Origin of the sequence: Streptomyces coffeae, assembly GCF_016741875.1 — a bacterium.
Classification (GTDB): domain Bacteria; phylum Actinomycetota; class Actinomycetes; order Streptomycetales; family Streptomycetaceae; genus Streptomyces; species Streptomyces coffeae.
Window position 1 is genome coordinate 1 of the sequence record NZ_JAERRF010000186.1, and the last position, 518, is coordinate 518.

The following is a 518-nucleotide window of genomic DNA, read 5'->3' on the forward strand; positions in this document are numbered from 1 at the left end:
AGGAGGCCGGGCAGGTCATCCGGCAGGCCACCGAGAAATTCATGGTGGGCCGCACCCAGGGCATCCGGGGATCGCGGGCGGTGTTCTCCACCGGTGCGGAGGCGGTCAACAAGGACACCATCAAGGCGGCCGGCCTCACCCCGGTGAATCCGTCGACGTACCAGCTGATCCCGGTGGCTCGTGACGCGGCGATCCGGGACTGGGTCATCGAATGCGGGCACACCTACCGTACCGGTGGTGCGTTCTACCAGCTGAGCAAGTCGGAGAAGATCCAGGCGCAGAAGCAGATCGCGGTGCTGGAGAAGAAATCAGACCGGGTGTACACCGGGCCCGAGGCCCGAGCCCTGCTCGGCCTGCCGGACATGGAAGTCCGCGTCAAGCCGGACCACAACGACGACTTCACCATCTTCGTACAGAGCACCAGCGTGAACCGGAAACTCGTACCGAACACACGGCTCCTGCTCATGCTCTGACACCACGAAAACCCCGCCGGGCCCCAGAGGCTTCCTCGTCCCAGC

General features: G+C 65.1%; 1 pseudogene. It reads left to right on the forward strand.

Features of this window, described 5'->3' with window-relative positions:
- A pseudogene (locus JK363_RS41590) lies at positions 1–473 on the forward strand (VWA domain-containing protein); the annotation flags it as partial.
- Positions 474–518: the final 45 nt, after the last annotated feature.